This window comes from Pseudomonas sp. ANT_H12B (assembly GCF_008369325.1).
In the GTDB taxonomy this organism is placed as follows: Bacteria; Pseudomonadota; Gammaproteobacteria; order Pseudomonadales; family Pseudomonadaceae; genus Aquipseudomonas.
This window is the reverse complement of the sequence record NZ_VOBI01000001.1, coordinates 334,265-350,143: the sequence shown is the minus strand read 5'-3', so window position 1 is coordinate 350,143 and position 15,879 is coordinate 334,265. Positions and strand designations below refer to the sequence as shown.

The window sequence follows — 15,879 nt, the reverse complement described above, 5'->3', positions numbered from 1 at the left end:
TGAATTCAGCGAGCGGTGAAAACCGATTTGAATTCTTGCGGCCAGCGCGGGTGCATGACGCTGTACGCCACGGCATAGCTCAGCGCGCCAACCACGATGTTGCAGATCATGTGCAGGTAGCCTTGAAAACCTGATCTGGACGACACCATCAGGACGACGGCGGCCATGACGAGCGAGGCAATCACGCTGCGATAGTTGGTGGCGAAGAACAGCCGCCAGCCATAGGCGATTGCGCTGTTCAACCCGCGCATTTGCAGTGGCGTGATGATCACCATCCGCGCGAGCAGGGCTAGGGCGGCGGCCATGCCGCCATAGAGGCTGCCGAAGCTGTAGACCAACGCCAGTGCCATTACCGTAGTTGCGACTTCGGCCTTGATGGTCAGGTGGCTGCGATTGACCGCGACCAGTGCGGTCGTGGCGTACATGGCGGTATTGCCGATGGCTGCCGTGCACGCAAGCACTTGCAGCAGAGGAATGGCCTCGGTCCATTTAGCGCCGAAAATCAACAGGATCAGGTCGTGCGCCGTGAGTGCGATGCCAATGAACAGGGGCGTCAGCAGGAAGCCGCTGACGGCGGTCGAATCGCTGATGATCGCGCGCAACCGTGATGGATCGGCGCTGCGCCGGGCAAACACCGGCAGCGCATAGCTGATCAGACCGTGATAGATCGCCGTACGCGGCAGATCGATGATGCGCATCGCCATGTTGAACATGCCAACCGCGTTGGTGCCGGCCGTCATGCCCAAGACCACGTTGACCCCACGCTGCAGCGTTTGCGAACTCAGCGCGTTGACGGCCACCGGTGCGCCGGCCTTCAACAGTTCGCGCAGGAACGGGCCGTCGATATAAAAGGCAATGCGCCGCGGGTCGGCGCGCATCAATACGATGATGGAGACGAACTCCATGATCAGTGCCTGGGCGATGACCGCCCAGGCCCCCAGTCCCCAAAGCGCGACAGCGACGCCGCCGACGCCACCACATACCTTGCCCAGCAGCGTGCGCGACGCCAGCGTCCTGAAGTCGCCGCTACGGCGCATTTGCGCCACATAGACCCGCGCCATCATGGTGAACAGAATTTTCACCGAGGCCACCGCCGTCATCCATTGCAACACCGGGTCGGGCGTGTACAGCATCACCGCGCACGAGATGACGACAATGGACACCAGGCTGACGAGTACCGCCGCCCAGAAGGCCGTGCTGATGTGTTTTTCCTCCAACCGTTCGAGTCGTACCAACGGGTCTTCCAGTACCGATGAATAAACCAGCCCGATCAACTCGACGATGGCAATGATGACCATGCCCACACCCAGCTCTGCGGGCGACAGCAGCCTGGCATACGCGACAAAGGTAATCATCGACAGGAAGATCAGGCCGAATTTCTCGGTGAAGATCCAGATCAATGTAGCCAGACGGTGATTGGCCATGGCGGATACCGGTTCAATGAGCGGTGGTTGACGCCGTTGCCTTGCGCAAGGATCGGGCGCAGGCATAGAGGTAGCGCAAAGTCGGTTTGCCGTTGGCGAAGATCAGCGCTTGCCAGGAATAGTCCAGCATTCGCCGGTACACGCCGATCACTTCGGCATACTCGGCTCTGCGGGAAAACGCATTGAGAAAATCGGTGTGGTTGGCCAGCACGAAATCGATCCGTTGCTGCTTGCTCAGTTGCGCGCCATAGCGGGCGAGATAGACGTCGATGAACCTGATCTTGTTCTGGTAATACTTTTTCGGTTGCGCGGTCATGTTGCCGCCGTTGACCGTGCGCTCCAGCAACACCTGCGGCACGGTGTGGACCTCCCAGTGTTCGGCGATCCGGGTCCACATGAAGCGGTCTTCGGAGTAACGCAGGCTGGCATCGAAGCCGCCGTATTGCATGATCACGTCGCGCTTGACCAGCGCGGTGGATACGCCATTGAGGACGTTGGCGTGGATGAAATCGTAGAAATGCCGGCCGTTCTTGCGCCGATTGTCCATTTGCCGCCTGCCGTCGCTGTAATTGACCTGCGTGTAGCAGTCGATCAGGCCCACCGGCCGGCCCTGACGACTGAGTTCGTCATACAGGGCCAGTTGTAGCTCCAGCTTTTGCGGCCGAAATTGGTCATCGGCATCGAGAAACGCCACGAACGTCTCTTCCGAATGCCGCAGACCGTGGTTGCGGGCGCTGGCCTGACCTTCGTTGGCCTGGTGCAACAGCGTCAGGCGAAACGGCGCCGCGAAGTCGTTGACCCGTTGTGGCCCGTCATCGGAGGAACCATCGTCGACGACGATGACGTGGTCGGGCAGTCGGGTTTGCCCGACCAGGGACGCCAGTGTTTGCTCAATGCTGTCGGCGCCGTTGTACATCGGGATCACGACGCACACCGTATGCGGTGCAGGGGGGGCTTGGTCTGACACGGGTGTTTCTCCTTTTTACGCTTTGGCTGATTTGCGCGGTAATGACTTGCCAGACGAACGCTGACGCAGGATTGCCGGTGACGATTCGGGGTATGTTGCGGGGTGACGCCGAAAGGACAGGGCCAGGGTGCAGAACACCAAAAACTCGGCGGAGCGGTAGTTGGGAATCACGTACGCCACATAATTGGTGACGGCGAACAAGCCGATGATCACCAGGGCGCTGGCGCGAAACTGTGCCGCCTGGTTCGCCGTCACGGCGCGGTATTGTTTGAGCAGCGCTTCGCCAAGCAAAAGCGCCAGCGCAGTCAGTTGGATGACGCCGCCGTTGAGCAATGTCTCCATGTAGCCGCTGTGAGCGTTGCCGATATAGCCCCAGCGGGTAATGAAAGCAGCGGCATCAGGGCTGGACCAAAAGGCGCCGAAGCCGTAACCCTTGAGAAACTGTCCGTCGATAAAGGGCGCGAGTAGCTCCCAGATCAATGTACGGTCGGTCAGTGACGGGTCACGACCGGACATTTCCAGCAGTACCGCAACGTTGCTGTATAGAAACAGGCACATCAGCAGATAGAGGAATGTGCTGCCCAGGAACATCAGCTGCGAGTGGTTGATGCGCAAGCGGATCAACGTGAGGAAGTACCAATAGCTGAACGTGCCGGAAATAATCAGCACCACCCCTGTTGCCGACCTGGCGAGCAAGATGGCGACCAGCGAGAAAAACGAACAGAAGAGTGCCCAGCGATTGCGCTGACGAATCATCGGTAGCAACAGCAGGATGGCGATCGCGTTGAGCCGGGCGCCGGCGTTCTTTTCGGCAAAAATTCCCTTGAATGCGCCGTCGCGAATGCCTCCGGACAAGAACGCTACGTCAGGCATGACGATGGCGAGTATCAACCCGATAAACGCCGCCACGCCGATGGCACAGCCGAGCATGAAGGTGATTTTTTCAAGAGGGTAGTTATAGGCAATGAAACCGGCAAAAAACACCACGCTGAGCATCGCGATAAACCGCTTGAGACTCAACATCGGGTCGTGGGACCAGTTGATCGATGCGATGACACAGAGGATGAAGACCAGCAGAAAGAAGTTGCTGCGGTAAAAGGTTTTGCTGAGGAACACCTTGTTGCGGATGAAGAAGAATAATGGCACCAACAGTGTGATGAGGCCGCAGACCTGGTTGGCGATGCTGCCTTCGAGGTCTTTATCGATGTCGCCGAAGCTGGATGCGCCACCCAGACCGAGGACAAACGTAATCACCTGGATGTAGAACAGCACGCCGAACAAGGTGAAGGCGTCGCGTAGCGTGGAATATCTGATCTCCAGTGTGTTCATGGCGATTGGCTCCCGAGCAACGCGGCGAGGTAGGTCTTCACCGCACTGGCATTAATGAAACGGGCGGCGGCATCGATTCGGACCTGATGGTGTGAATCTCGCGGTCTGGACAGTTGCAGGGCAATCGCCTGTGCCAGTGCGATCGGGTCGTCGACGGCCACCAGCGGCGCGACGAGGCCACCCATGAGGATGTCTTGCGGGCCATGGGGGCAGCGGGTCGAAATCACTGGCGTCCCTGTAGACAAGGCTTCGACCAATGCGTTGGGACTGCCCTCGAACCGCGACGACAGCACAAAACAATCGGCCGCAGCCACTTCGGCCATGGGGTTACTGGTGTAACCCGGCAGGTCGAAGCGATCCTCCACGCCAAGCATGCGTGCCTGCTCAAGTAAGCTGCCCCTGAGTGCGCCTTCGCCGAAGATGATCAAACGAACGCTGCAATCCGGTAGGGCCGCGAAGGCTGTGATCAAAGTGTCGAAGCCTTTTTGCGGTGAAAGACGACCCACGGCGACTACCACCAGGGTGGATTTTTCCAGCAACCAGCGGTGGCTCGGCAGACCCGGTTGCTTGTCTCGGAAGTCGTTATCGAGGACCGGATTGTCGGCAGTGGTCACATCCTGATGTCGCGCTATGGTGGTGTCGACCAGGTCCTGGGCGACGCCTTGCGAGACGCAGATCACCGGATTGGGAATGAGCCGATACAACAGCGGCGCCACCAGGTAGGCCACCCGCACCATAAAGTCGGGGTTAACGTACTTGTCGTAGGAAAACGCGTTGCGCTCGCTGACGTGTAGTCGTGCCAATGTCCCTGATAGCGTTGCGGCGGCGATCGCCACCACGTTAACGTGGGTGAGGGCAGCCAGTTGCGCGTCGAAGCGATTGGCGCGCAGAAATCGCGCGAGTGCCGGCACTGCACGTGAGCTGCGCGGACTTTGCAGTTCAACCTTTTTTACTCGCGGGTCGAGGTGCGCTGCGTTAATGCCGCCGCCGGTAAGCATCAGCAATGTCACGTCATTGCCCGCGTCCACCAGTGCACCGGCGAGGCGCGTCATCATTTTTTCAGCCCCGCCTGCGCTCAGGTCATGGAGGATAATCAGCAGCTTTTTCATTGATTCCATACCTGGTAGTACGCCTGCGCGGCGTACTGGCTGGTGTACGGGTGGATGGCATCAGTGACCATTTTGTCGCTTGGCGCAACGTAACCCTGTGAAGTCAGGCTTTGCAGCATTCCACTCGCCAACGCGGCTACGTCGTTGACGGCGACCAGTAGGCCAAGTCGGCCGTTGTCCAGCAGTTCTCTGGGCCCGGTTTCGCAGTCACTCGCCAATATGGGCGTACCCAGCGCCAGCGCCTCGATCAGCACGGTCGGCATGCCTTCATGCACGGAACTCAGAATGAACAGTCGTGCGTGCCTGAGCAGTGGATAGGGGTTATTCAGGAAACCCGTGAAATGCACCCGATGCGCGACGCCCAGGCGGCTTGCCTGAGAGGTCAGTGCGTCGAGCAACGGGCCGTCGCCGACGATCACCAGATCCGGCAGCGCTTCGCTGTGCAAAGCCAAGGCGTAGGCATCGAGCAACAGGTGAAAACCTTTGGGTTCCACCAAACGACCCAGGCTCAACCAATAGTCGCTGGGTAATCCGGCGAGCAGCGGTGCCTGTGAGGCTTGAAACAGTCGTTCGGTGACGACTGCATTGGGGCAATAACGGATTCGCTGCTGACCCCATGGCATTAAATCGACGAGGGTCTGGCGCAGGGCAGTGGAGACCGTCACTACCTTGCCGCTGCCGCAGAGGTACAAGGTGTAAAGCAGGCGCAGGCTTGAGGGTCCGGTTTTCTGTTCAGTGCAATCAAGTGCCGCGTGGCGGCTATAGATGACTTTGCAGGAACTGCCCAAGGTTGCAAACCAGGTGCAGAGGTTGGCCTGCTCCTTGGCGGAGATGAGGTGGGTGACGCCATCACGGCGAATGAGCCGGCGCAACAATACGATGGACTTGAGCAGACCGACGATGCCGTTGCCGCCGCCGTTGAGGCTTTGAACACCTTCCGTGTCGGGCCTATCCCCGTTCATAACGAAAAAACTCACACGCCGGCCGTCCTTGAGAAACTGCTCGGACAACCGTTGCTGAACACGCTCGACGCCGCCGCCCGATTTGAAATCCTTGAGGATAAACAGGATGTGCATGGTCATTCACCCACGCTGATGGCGACTTTGCGCCGAGCGAGCATCGCCAACAGGTACAAAAAATTGGTTGGGTAGTCGATGAGGTAGCGTTTGATCGTATGGGGCTCGCGATACATTCGATAAAACGCGCGCATATGCAGGCGATTGATCAGCGTTGGGTAGTATTGCCGCGTGGCCATGGCTTCCTGTCGAATGAACCCGCCACAGGTGAAGGCGACACCGCCGAAGCCCGCACGCAGCGCATCCAGCTCGAACTGCTCTTGCAGTCCGGCGCCCAGACCAACGATCAGGATGTCCGCTTCGCTGTGGCAAATGTCCGCCCGAATACCCTTGGCCTGCGACGCATCGAAGTAGCCGTTGTGATAACCGGCGATGATCAGCCGCGGATAGAGCGTCTTGATCTTGCTGACGAACAGCTCCAGTTCAACTTGCCGGGCACCGACGAAATACACGCGCTTGCCCTGTTGCTCGGCGCTGCTGAGTACAAGGTCGGCAATGGACGTGAAGTCGAAGCTGACCCGACCGATCGTACGGCCGGTCACGCGAGACATGAACGTCGACATCAGCATGCCGTCGCAAAAATAGGCGACGGCGCCTGGAGTCCGCTCAAATAAACGTCCGATGGACGCAAAGTTAATGAAGGAATATGCCTGGTTGGCATCCAGTAACTTCGGTGAGTAATGCCCGACTAATTCCAACGTGAACATGGCGCGACTCCTTTCAGATGACGGAGGGGGTCTGTCGCCCCACGGATACGTAGGTGAAGCCGCGTTTGCTCAAACGCTGCGGATCGAACAGATTGCGTCCATCAAAAATCAGCGGTTGTTTGAGCTGTTGACTGAGCAGGTCGAAGTCCGGCGCGCGAAAGGCTTGCCACTCGGTGACGATGATCAGTGCGTCGGCATTTTTCAGGGCCGCTTCCTTAGTGCCCGCCAGAGTCAGGTCATCGCGCGAGCCATAAATGCGCTGAGCCTCTTCCATGGCTTTCGGGTCGAACGCCTGGACGCTGGCACCGGCGTGCCACAAGGCTTCCATCAATACCCGGCTGGGGGCTTCGCGCATGTCGTCGGTGTTAGGTTTGAAGCTCAACCCCCACAAGGCAAAGACCTTGCCGCGAAGGGCGCCGTCGAAGTGATTGAAAATTTTGCTGTACAGGCTGGCTTTCTGTTCGTAGTTGCGCGACTCGACGGCCTTAAGCACACGGGCGTCGATGTCGACGTTGGTTGCGGCATGTATCAGTGCCCTCACGTCTTTGGGAAAGCACGAACCACCGTAGCCAGGCCCCGGGTAGATAAATTGATAACCGATGCGCGGATCGGAGCCGATGCCATGGCGCACCTTCTCGATATCGGCGCCGAGTTTTTCGGCGAGGCAGGCCATTTCGTTCATGAAGCTGATCTTGGTCGCCAGCATGCAGTTAGCGGCGTATTTGGTAAGCTCGGCGCTGCGAACGTCCATCACGATGATTTTTTCGCGGTTGCGATTGAACGGTTCGTACAGTTCGCGCATAACCTCTTCGGCGCGCGGGCTGTCGGTGCCGATGATGATCCGGTCCGGGCGCATGCAGTCTTCTACCGCGCAACCTTCCTTGAGAAATTCTGGATTGGAGACCACGTCGAACGTGAGATCGCTGCGATCATTGTCGGCCAGCACCTGCTCGATGCGCGCGCGCACCAGGTCACCGGTGCCGACCGGCACGGTGGATTTGTCGACGATGATGTGGTGACGGTCCATGCTCAGCGCGATGGTTTGCGCCACGCTCAACACATATTTGAGATCTGCCGAACCGTCTTCGTCAGGCGGCGTACCAACGGCGATCAACAACACATCGCCATGGTGAACAGCGCTGGCCAGGTCTGTGCCGAATTGCAGTCGTCCGCTTTGGAAATTGTCGCGCACGAGGCTTTTCAGACCGGGCTCGTAGATGGGCAGCGAGCCTTCCTTCAGCGCCTCTACCTTGGCAGCGTCGACATCGACGCAGAGCACGTTGTGGCCGACCTCTGCCAGTGCGGCGCCTTGGACAAGGCCCACGTAACCAATACCGAATACGCTCACATTCATGGTCAAACCTCGGGTCGTCGTGACAGTCATCAACGATGGGGCAGGGCGTCAGTAGATGTTTTTCGAAAACAACGTGAAGGGGGTCTTGATGAGGATTTTGATGTCGAGCCACAACGACCATTGGTTGATGTAGTTGAGGTCCTGAGCGACGCGCTGCTGCATTTTTTCTACCGTCTCGGTTTCGCCGCGATGCCCGGTGATCTGGGCCAATCCGGTAATGCCCGGCTTGAGGCGATGGCGAGCCATGTAGGCGCGCACTTTTCCGGTGTAGTAAATGTTGTGGGTGACGGCATGCGGGCGCGGGCCGACCAGGGCCATTTGGCCGAATAAGACGTTGAACAGTTGCGGCAACTCGTCGATGGAGCTTCGGCGCAGGAAGCGTCCAACCGGTGTGACGCGATCATCATCTCGCGTGGCCTGGCGTACTTCGCGGTCGTTGTGGACGCGCATCGAACGAAACTTCCAGACCTTGATCACTTCACCGTTGCAACCGTGACGATTTTGCTTGAACAGCACCGGGCCGGAGGAACTGAGCTTGACGGCGGCCGCCACCACCAATAGCAACGGACTGAGCAGAATTATCGCCAGAGCGGCCAGGCTGCGTTCGAACAGGTCCTTGCAAAACAGGCTGGCGGGATGAGAACTGATCAGGCTTTCATTGAGGTAAATAGCCGGCATTCGCTCGATTTCCGAGATCGAATGGTTGAGCAGCACCATGCTGCCGAAATCCGGGATCCACACCACGTCGACGTTCATGTCCAGCAGATCGATGTACAACGCTTCAATGGTTGAGGCATGCGCCATGGTCAGGACGATATAGACACGGCGCACTTCCAGGCGGGTGATGATTTCGCGGATCGAGTCGACGTGGCCGAGCAGCGGCAGAATGCTGGGGGCCGGGCCGCTGTTGTCCGCTGCGGCAATAAAACCCAACACCAGCGCACGGTTCGGTCTGGAGAGTTTTTTTGCCAGCTCATGGGCGGTCGGGCATGTGCCGATGATCACCGAACGACGCTCGTTGCAGACCCTCCGAGCGTGCAATCGGGCGAAGTAATGCAGGGGCAGAAAACTCGCGGCCTGGACCACGAAGCCCAGCACCGCCCAGACCATAATCACCTGGCGCGAATAAATCGCACTGGTCTGGGTGATGAAGGCAATAGCCGCCAGCACGGCCAGCAGGATCAACCAACTGGCCAGCAATCTGCCGAGCCCGACCAACAGGCCATGGCGCTTGTGGTAGACCTGCATCACGCTGTAAATCGGCACTGAACCGAGCACAGCCAGAATTATCAGAATGCGGTATTCGCTGGTCAGACTGCCGACGCGCCAATACACGAGCAGCATCAGCAGCGAGGTGGCCAGCGTCAGCGCGCACAACCACTGGCCCCAGAACGTCAGGCCTCGGCGGTGCGCCATCTGAGCGGTATAGAACGGTGTCATGGGCTTAACCTCAAGACAGAAGTAATGCATCAGCGCTGATCGGGCAGACACGGCGTGGCTCCCGCAGGCTTTTTCCTGGATCGGCAGAGGTGAAGCAGCGGGTTGTGTTGGCAAAAAGAGGTGTAACGACAGGCTGGGTCGCAGGGCGTTACCGAGGCGCGAAGTCGTAGTTATAAAACGTCTTGGAATGGAGGTAGCCGTACTTGCGTGCCTTGCGCAGGTCGACCTGGTTTAGCACCGTGCCAAAAACCGGTACATGGCTCTGCTGCAACATGGCAATGCCCCTCTGCACTTGGCTGATCGGCGTGCTGTCGGCCTTGACCACATAGATCACCGCATCCGAATGCTTGGCCAGCAACAGCGCGTCGCTGATCATCTCCGCAGGGGGTGAATCGATAATGATGTGGCGGTAACGCGACCTCAGCGCCTCAAGCATGCGCGCCATGCGCGGCGAGCTGAGCAGATCCTGCGGCGGAGGCTGGCGTACCGGGTCAAGCGAATCGGCAGGGGAAGGCAGGCGCGGTGCGGCGAACAGATCGAGCGAAGGGGGCATGACCTTCCCGGCCGGCAGCATGTCCAGATTACCCACCGAAACGATGCAGTCTTCGAGCCTGGCAGTGCCTGCAATGACATTGGCCAGTCCCGGGCTGTCAGGTGGAAAATCGAAGTTCAGCGAAAGGGTTGGCTGGCGCATGTCAGCATCGATCAGCAGCACACGCTCCAGCGCAGTGAGCGAACTGGCCAGATTGTTGGCAATGGTGCTTTTACCCTCTCCGGCAACGGTCGACGTCACCAGAACCACCTGCGACGGCATTTCACTGCTTTGCAACATCAGCCAGGTGCGCAGATTGCGAATGGTCTCGGAAAACCGCGGGTTGTCGTTGTCTTCAAACAGTCGCGCCAATTGCCGCCGGTTTTTCTTCATCACCAACGGTACGACGCTGAGCAGAGGAATGTTGAGCGCGCTTTCGATCGTCTCGTCGGTTTTGAAGGTATTACTCAGACTTTCGAAGAGCAACGCCAGCGCTACGCCGATGACCGCAGCGACCAACCCGACTATCCCCACGATCAGTGTTTTGCGGGGCTTGCTTGCTTCGGCTGGGACAATGGCTGGGTCGACGATGCGCACTTTGGTCGAGTCCATGTCGGCGGTCGCCGCTGTTTCCTTCAAGCGGGTAACGAACGTTTCATACAGCGCGCGGGTACTGTCGACCTCACGCTGGAACTCGCGCAACTGGAACTCTTTGCGAGCAATGTCCTGGATCTGCGCCTTGTTGCTGTTGAATGATTGGCGTAACGAGGCTTCACTGGCCGAGGCGAGTTGGTATTGCCGTTCAATACCGGCCACCACCTGCTGCACCTGCAGTTGCAGGCTGGTGGTGGCTGTGCGCAATTCGGACTGCGCGGAAATCAGACTGGGATGTTTCGAACCATAGCGCCCCGCCAATTCCTCAACCTTGGCTTGGGCCTTGGCCCGGTCCGCCTGAAATTGCTGGACCAATGGGTTACTCAAGACCGCAGGCACGCTTGAAAGTCGGCTCAGATCGCCGTTGCTCAAGGCCTTCGCCTGCCGATATTCGCTCTCTGCTTCAGCGCGGTTACGACGCGCGTCAACCATGCGATTACCGGTCATTTCCAATTCGTTGGCACTGATGGTGGCGACCCCTCCAACGTCGACCAGACCTTGCTCTTCCCGGTACCCCTGAAGCTTTTTCTCGGCCACGCGCAGGTTGTCGCGCAGCTTGATCAGTCGAGTGTTCATCCACGCAGTGGTGGTCTGCGAGGACTTCTCGCTAGTGTCCAGTTGGCTGTCGGTAAAGCCTTGGGCCAGCGCATTGGCAGCCGCTGCCGCCAGAGTCGGATCTGGAAGCTCCACCTCGATTTCGAGCAATTGGCTCTTGCCGACGAACTTGACGCTGGTGTGCAGCATCAGGTTCTGCGTGACCTGATTGAAGATGTCTTCTTCACTCGGCGCCTCTTTCACCGGCATCAACTTGCCCAGTCCCGGGAGCCATTGATCAAGCTCAAGATCCGCCAGCCACTTGCGCGGCGTGAACCATGGCGTCGGTTGCTGACGCGGGTCGGTGACCGGGTTAGTCGTCAGGCCGAGTTTTTTCACCGCTCGTTCGGCAAGGTCCCGCGATTGCAGGAGCGCTTGTTGTGTCTGCAAATATTCGGTGGCGTTGCTGCCCGAATCCTTGACTTGCTGGAAGGACATCAGCGGCGGTGTTTTATCGTTGAACAGCAAGGTGGTGCTGCCGATGTATTGCGGGGTAATGGCCGAGACCACAACGGCCGCGAGTACGCCGCTCAGCAGGACCAGCCATCCGATGCTCCATTTGGCGCGCCAGATCACCCTCCAGAGTTTAAGAACATCAATGGTGTCCTTGTCTTCGCTGTACTGCTGATGCAGATGCGCTTGAAGAGGACGTTCGACGTAGGTGCTAGGGCTGTTGTCCATGATTAGAAAAAGCCTTGTGCAATGGAAATGGTGTCGCCGGGGGCAATCGTGGTGTTTCGCGTGACGTTATCGGTGAGGGTCGCGCTGCCGTCGCCGCGCAGGATGGTCACGCGTTTGATTGAAGCCCGCTCGGTCAAGCCGCCGCCCAAGGCGATGGCTTTCTCCAGTGTCAGTCCGGGCACGAAGGGATAACTGCCGGGTTTTTGTACTTCACCATTGATGTAGAACGAACGGTATTCGATCTGACTCAGGCTGACTTTCGGGTCGACCAGGTAACCTTGTTTAAGCCCATCGACGATGATTTTTTCGACTTGGTTGGGTGTGAGCCCCTTGGCGGAAATCTCTCCCAGAAACGGGTAGGAAAATGTGCCTGCATCGCTGAGGCGGATCTTTTTCAGGCTCAGTTCCGGCTCGCCAAACACGATGATGCGCAAGACATCGCCCGCGGCCAGTTTATATTGGGTGCCGGGGTCTGCTGCATACGTATGGGGTACAAACGCCAGTGCGAACAACAAGCCAAGAGTGTGTGCGTTCATATTGAAACCCCCTTGCTTAAAGGCTTACGTTGAAGCTGATCTGAACAGTGTTGCGGGTGAAACTTTCATTGTCGGCATCAGAGTCGTTATCGCGGTATCGATAGCCGAGCTCGATATCCAGCCATCGGCGCATCCCGTACACCACGGCCAGGTGGTAGTCCTGCAAGTTGTCGGTGCGGCTTTGGCCTTCATAGGCATAACGCCCGAGCCCGGCTTGTGCCACCGTGGTGATCCGTTCAGTCCAGCCATGACGCCAGCCGACCTGGGTGAAAGTCGACTTCACGGCATCAGCGCCATCGTCGCCCTCGGCGAGGGCCTGGCGAGCGACAAAGGTAAACGTCGAGTAAGTTCGTGGCTTCCATTGCAGGTCGACTTGCCAGGTCGGATTGTCGAGGTCTTTGGATTCGCTGCTGTCGAAGTCTTTTTTCTCATAACCAACCCGGACTTTACCGGTGGTCTTTGCAGTGATGTCCCAGACGGCACCGGCGAGCACAGCGTTGGATTTGCTGCTGCGCGGGCTGTTGGATTGCAGGTAATCAAAGTTAGTGTGGTCGTATTCCAGCAGGCCTCGCGTATTGCTGCCGATGCGGTGATACCAGGTGCTGGTCAGGCCCGCGGTATTACGCTCTTTGTCGTCGTTGATTCCATCGGCATTGTCGTAGCGAAGCTCGGCGTAGTTGGCGCCAAAATCGATCTGGTTGTCCGCGCTCTTTGCGCCGTAGGTGTAGAGGCCACCCACGCGCTTGTTGTTGAGCTTGTCATTTACGCCTTCGACCGCCGTCGATTCCGTGCGCTGGTACTTACGGTACTCGGCTTCGAGTTTCAGACGGTGCCGGTCGGTGAACTCCATGATGCTGTCCGCCCGTACGCGTTGTGCCGTGTTCGAAGCATCGGATTCGTCGTGGTAAATGTACCGGATGGGCTGCCAGATCAATCGAGTGGCGCTGTTGCGGTCTTCGGCCTTGAGCTCGAAGGAGGGCGCCAGCTTGGTGATCATCGATGACTGTTTGTTGTTTTCCAATTCCCGGAAGTTATCGTCGTAACTTTCTGAAAACAAAAAAGACGGGGTGAAATCGAACCCATAAACATCGATCGATTGCGGGTCAATGCTCCAGGCCATTGCGGGGTATAAAGAGGCCATGATCAGTGCAAACGGGCAACGTGACATCAAGGCCATGTTATAGCTCCTGAGGAAAAGCCTAATAAGGCGAGTTATTAGCGGTTTATGTGTATCGAGGGCTGCTGACGACCCAGATCACTTAACGGCACGCAGACGACGTGCTCCCGATTAAGGAACTGCAACAGGATCATGACGCGCTCGGTGCCCTGCGAGGCGATGAAAATACCTTCGAGTGGCGACAGTGGGCCGTGAATGATCTGCAAGTGTTCGCCGGGTTTCATGGTCTCTTCTGCGGCCGATTGCGCTGATTCAAAACAGCGCCCACGCAGGTGCTCGATGACATGCTCTGCCACCGTCGCAGGACCGTGATTGAATTCGACAATACGACTGACGCCACGGGTGGAACGGATGGGCGCCCAATTGTCGTTAGGGCTGAGATGGATAAACAAATATCCGGGGAAGAGAGATTCCGGCACCCGTTGTCGTTTCCCGCGAAGCACGCGTTCACTGAGAAGCTGGGGGTGAAATATCACGTAGTTTTGTTGAAGCAAATTAATGTGGGCACGCTCATCCTGCCGCGGCTTGCATTGCAGAAGGTACCAATTAGACCGTTCGGGGCTGTAGGCTGACATGCGGATAAACTCTGTGAGTAGAAGTTTAGGCAGGCAGTGCAGTGACTTTAATGAAATGAGGTCCAAGAAGTGTCAAGCAGCATATCTCTAGTTTTTATGGGGTGGTGCGACGGTGTATCAAGACGGTGTATCAATAATGAATCACACAGTGCCTCATGAAAGGGCATGAGATTATGACGTGACGTTATAGGGTACGTTGTATTTAGAATAAGCCCGGCGTAACTTTATCAAAGACAAAGCTACCGCACAGTCTGCACATTGGACCATAACGTAAGTCATTAAGATGGGGTCTAAGGAGCAGCGTCTAATGAGCAAACCTACACTCGGACCCTGTTCAAATAGACCGGTGTAGTTATCGGTCAGTCTGGGCAGGCTGTCAAATATTCCTAGTCAAAAAACACGCCATTTGTCCATTGTTAAATTTGACAGTACTCAACCGATTGTTTTTTCAGTTGATTTTCTTTCCGCCGAATGGATTAAACTTTTTTCGTTATTTACAGTCCTGCATAACCGTAATAAGTCAGTTGTCAATTCGCTACTATTGGGTCTTGATATGAACGCTGGGGTAAGTGTAATGCCAGCGCTACAACTAACGTCTATTGGTTGAACAATGGAGCAAGGTATGAAGAAGCTTCAGGCATACACACCATGACCGTCCTGGTCACCGGCGCCGCCGGGTTCATCGGCTTTCACACTGCCAGACGCTTGTGCCGGGAAGGTCTTGAAGTCATCGGTATCGACAATCTGAATCACTATTACAGCGTGGAACTCAAGCGTGCTCGCCTCAGGGAGTTGGCGTCTTTGCAGGGGTTTCGTTTCCAGAAAATGGATATCGTCGACAAGCCTGCGTTGATGAAGGTGTTCAACGACAATGGTTTCACCGAGGTCGTGCATCTTGCCGCTCAGGCAGGCGTGCGTTATTCGTTGGACAATCCTGATGCGTATGCGCAATCGAATCTGGTGGGGTTCCTGAATGTGCTCGAAGCCTGCCGCCAGTATCGACCCGAACATCTGATCTACGCCTCGAGCAGTTCGGTATACGGCAGTAACCGCAAAATGCCATTCAATGTCGAGGACGCCGTCGACCAACCCGTTTCGCTGTACGCCGCCAGCAAGCGCGCCAATGAATTGCTGGCGCACGCCTACTGTCATTTGTATGGACTGAAAGCCACCGGTCTGCGTTTTTTTACCGTGTATGGACCTTGGGGGCGACCCGACATGGCGTTGTTCAAGTTTACCGACGCGATGCTCAAGGGCTTGCCGATCGAGGTCTTTAACCAGGGTCAGATGGCGCGCGACTTTACTTACATTGATGACATCGTCGAAAGCATCGTTCGATTGCGTAAACGTCCGCCGGTGCCGGACGAACCCGGCAACGGCATCCAGCGCATCTTCAATATTGGCCGAGGCATGCCGGTGGCGCTGCTGGATTTTGTCGAGTGCCTGGAAGCGGCGCTGGGCATGAAGGCGAGGCGCAACTTGCTGCCGCTACAGGCTGGCGATGTGGTCAAGACATGGGCAGATACGACTGCACTGGAACAGTGGATCGACTTCACACCACAAGTATCACTTGAAACCGGGGTAGGGGAATTCGTGAAATGGTATCGCAACTTCTATCAGGTTTGACCGTGATGTGTGTGCCCGTCAGGCGTGCACCAATGCGATGTTGAACGCTTAAGAGTCCAGGGGCATGAATTGAAAGATCGAAAGAAATGATACCTAGC

General features: G+C 57.2%; 13 protein-coding genes. 1 reads left to right on the top strand and 12 read right to left on the bottom strand.

The genetic code is table 11. From position 1 onward, the window contains the following. Positions 1-5: 5 nt before the first annotated feature. From FQ185_RS01660 to rfaH, 12 genes are all read right to left on the bottom strand, one after another. Positions 6-1,424: an oligosaccharide flippase family protein gene (locus FQ185_RS01660; RefSeq protein ID WP_149415932.1), complete on the bottom strand. Its 1,419-nt coding sequence runs from the start codon at positions 1,422-1,424 to the stop codon at positions 6-8. Positions 1,425-1,437: 13 nt separating this feature from the next. After that, entirely contained in the window at positions 1,438-2,391 is a 954-nt protein-coding gene (locus FQ185_RS01655) for a glycosyltransferase family 2 protein (protein WP_149415931.1), read from the bottom strand. Positions 2,392-2,406: 15 nt separating this feature from the next. After that, positions 2,407-3,720 (bottom strand): O-antigen ligase, encoded by a 1,314-nt coding sequence (locus tag FQ185_RS01650; RefSeq protein ID WP_149415930.1) that lies wholly within the window; start codon positions 3,718-3,720, stop codon positions 2,407-2,409. After that, positions 3,717-4,829: a glycosyltransferase gene (locus FQ185_RS01645; RefSeq protein WP_149415929.1), complete on the bottom strand. Its 1,113-nt coding sequence runs from the start codon at positions 4,827-4,829 to the stop codon at positions 3,717-3,719. Before FQ185_RS01645 ends, FQ185_RS01650 begins: the two co-directional genes overlap by 4 nt. Continuing rightward, complete coding sequence (locus FQ185_RS01640; RefSeq protein WP_149415928.1) at positions 4,826-5,905, bottom strand: glycosyltransferase; 1,080 nt, start codon at positions 5,903-5,905, stop codon at positions 4,826-4,828. The genes FQ185_RS01645 and FQ185_RS01640 overlap by 4 nt, the downstream gene beginning before the upstream one ends. Before the next feature lie 2 nt (positions 5,906-5,907). Further along, entirely contained in the window at positions 5,908-6,612 is a 705-nt protein-coding gene (locus FQ185_RS01635) for a WecB/TagA/CpsF family glycosyltransferase (protein ID WP_149415927.1), read from the bottom strand. A 13-nt stretch (positions 6,613-6,625) separates the two neighbouring features. Beyond that, on the bottom strand, positions 6,626-7,966 hold the full coding sequence (locus FQ185_RS01630) for a UDP-glucose/GDP-mannose dehydrogenase family protein (protein ID WP_149415926.1): 1,341 nt from the start codon (positions 7,964-7,966) through the stop codon (positions 6,626-6,628). Positions 7,967-8,014: 48 nt separating this feature from the next. Beyond that, a complete protein-coding gene (locus FQ185_RS01625; protein WP_149416143.1) occupies positions 8,015-9,406 on the bottom strand; it encodes an undecaprenyl-phosphate glucose phosphotransferase in 1,392 nt (463 codons plus the stop codon). A 148-nt stretch (positions 9,407-9,554) separates the two neighbouring features. Next, positions 9,555-11,867, bottom strand: a complete 2,313-nt coding sequence (locus FQ185_RS01620; RefSeq protein ID WP_149415925.1) for a GNVR domain-containing protein — start codon at positions 11,865-11,867, stop codon at positions 9,555-9,557. Positions 11,868-11,869: 2 nt separating this feature from the next. Next, entirely contained in the window at positions 11,870-12,403 is a 534-nt protein-coding gene (locus FQ185_RS01615) for a polysaccharide biosynthesis/export family protein (protein WP_149415924.1), read from the bottom strand. A gap of 16 nt (positions 12,404-12,419) precedes the next feature. Continuing rightward, the gene (locus FQ185_RS01610) at positions 12,420-13,580 is read right to left on the bottom strand and encodes an outer membrane beta-barrel protein (RefSeq protein ID WP_149415923.1); all 1,161 of its coding nucleotides are present in this window, start codon (positions 13,578-13,580) and stop codon (positions 12,420-12,422) included. A 38-nt stretch (positions 13,581-13,618) separates the two neighbouring features. After that, the gene (gene rfaH, locus FQ185_RS01605; RefSeq protein ID WP_149415922.1) at positions 13,619-14,155 is read right to left on the bottom strand and encodes a transcription/translation regulatory transformer protein RfaH; all 537 of its coding nucleotides are present in this window, start codon (positions 14,153-14,155) and stop codon (positions 13,619-13,621) included. Positions 14,156-14,803: 648 nt separating this feature from the next. On the opposite strand from rfaH, the gene FQ185_RS01600 reads away from it, so the two are divergent. After that, positions 14,804-15,781 carry an NAD-dependent epimerase gene (locus FQ185_RS01600; RefSeq protein ID WP_149415921.1) on the top strand — a complete coding sequence of 326 codons (978 nt, stop codon included), beginning with the start codon at positions 14,804-14,806 and terminating at the stop codon, positions 15,779-15,781. The last annotated feature ends 98 nt before the right edge of the window (positions 15,782-15,879 follow it).

What these genes read in the sequence shown, in the direction of transcription:
- FQ185_RS01645 (WP_149415929.1), bottom strand. Translation starts at nt 4,829, where the DNA reads ATGAAAAAGCTGCTGATTATCCTCCATGACCTGAGCGCAGGCGGGGCT.
- FQ185_RS01635 (WP_149415927.1), bottom strand. Translation starts at nt 6,612, where the DNA reads ATGTTCACGTTGGAATTAGTCGGGCATTACTCACCGAAGTTACTGGAT.
- FQ185_RS01630 (WP_149415926.1), bottom strand. Translation starts at nt 7,966, where the DNA reads ATGAATGTGAGCGTATTCGGTATTGGTTACGTGGGCCTTGTCCAAGGC.
- FQ185_RS01615 (WP_149415924.1), bottom strand. Translation starts at nt 12,403, where the DNA reads ATGAACGCACACACTCTTGGCTTGTTGTTCGCACTGGCGTTTGTACCC.
- FQ185_RS01650 (WP_149415930.1), bottom strand. Translation starts at nt 3,720, where the DNA reads ATGAACACACTGGAGATCAGATATTCCACGCTACGCGACGCCTTCACC.
- FQ185_RS01625 (WP_149416143.1), bottom strand. Translation starts at nt 9,406, where the DNA reads ATGACACCGTTCTATACCGCTCAGATGGCGCACCGCCGAGGCCTGACG.
- rfaH (WP_149415922.1), bottom strand. Translation starts at nt 14,155, where the DNA reads ATGTCAGCCTACAGCCCCGAACGGTCTAATTGGTACCTTCTGCAATGC.
- FQ185_RS01640 (WP_149415928.1), bottom strand. Translation starts at nt 5,905, where the DNA reads ATGCACATCCTGTTTATCCTCAAGGATTTCAAATCGGGCGGCGGCGTC.
- FQ185_RS01600 (WP_149415921.1), top strand. Translation starts at nt 14,804, where the DNA reads ATGACCGTCCTGGTCACCGGCGCCGCCGGGTTCATCGGCTTTCACACT.
- FQ185_RS01610 (WP_149415923.1), bottom strand. Translation starts at nt 13,580, where the DNA reads ATGGCCTTGATGTCACGTTGCCCGTTTGCACTGATCATGGCCTCTTTA.
- FQ185_RS01620 (WP_149415925.1), bottom strand. Translation starts at nt 11,867, where the DNA reads ATGGACAACAGCCCTAGCACCTACGTCGAACGTCCTCTTCAAGCGCAT.
- FQ185_RS01660 (WP_149415932.1), bottom strand. Translation starts at nt 1,424, where the DNA reads ATGGCCAATCACCGTCTGGCTACATTGATCTGGATCTTCACCGAGAAA.